Origin of the sequence: Pseudolactococcus piscium (assembly GCF_002441695.1) — a bacterium.
Classification (GTDB): Bacteria; Bacillota; Bacilli; order Lactobacillales; family Streptococcaceae; genus Pseudolactococcus; species Pseudolactococcus piscium.
Window position 1 is genome coordinate 1 of sequence record NZ_JXJW01000074.1, and the last position, 241, is coordinate 241.

At 31.1% G+C, this 241-nt stretch carries 1 pseudogene; it reads left to right on the forward strand.

From position 1 onward, the window contains the following. Positions 1-22: 22 nt before the first annotated feature. Positions 23-241 (forward strand): annotated as a pseudogene (locus tag RU86_RS12525) (hypothetical protein); the annotation flags it as partial.

Sequence of the window (241 nt, forward strand, 5' to 3'; positions counted from 1 at the left end):
ATCAATGGAGGGACAGAGTTGTATGAGTAACCTAGAAAATTTTAATAATTTATATGCCAATTTAGCTGAAAGTGCCTATAATGATAGACCAAATAATTTCCCCGAATTATCTAATATGTATGAGAAAAGAACAAAAAATTGACTTTTCCAAACACTATATAAATAAAAAAACAAAATTAGTTGAAACCAAAGGTGGCAGCCATCTCCCAAACAACGGGATTGTATATCTTCAGCCTGATAA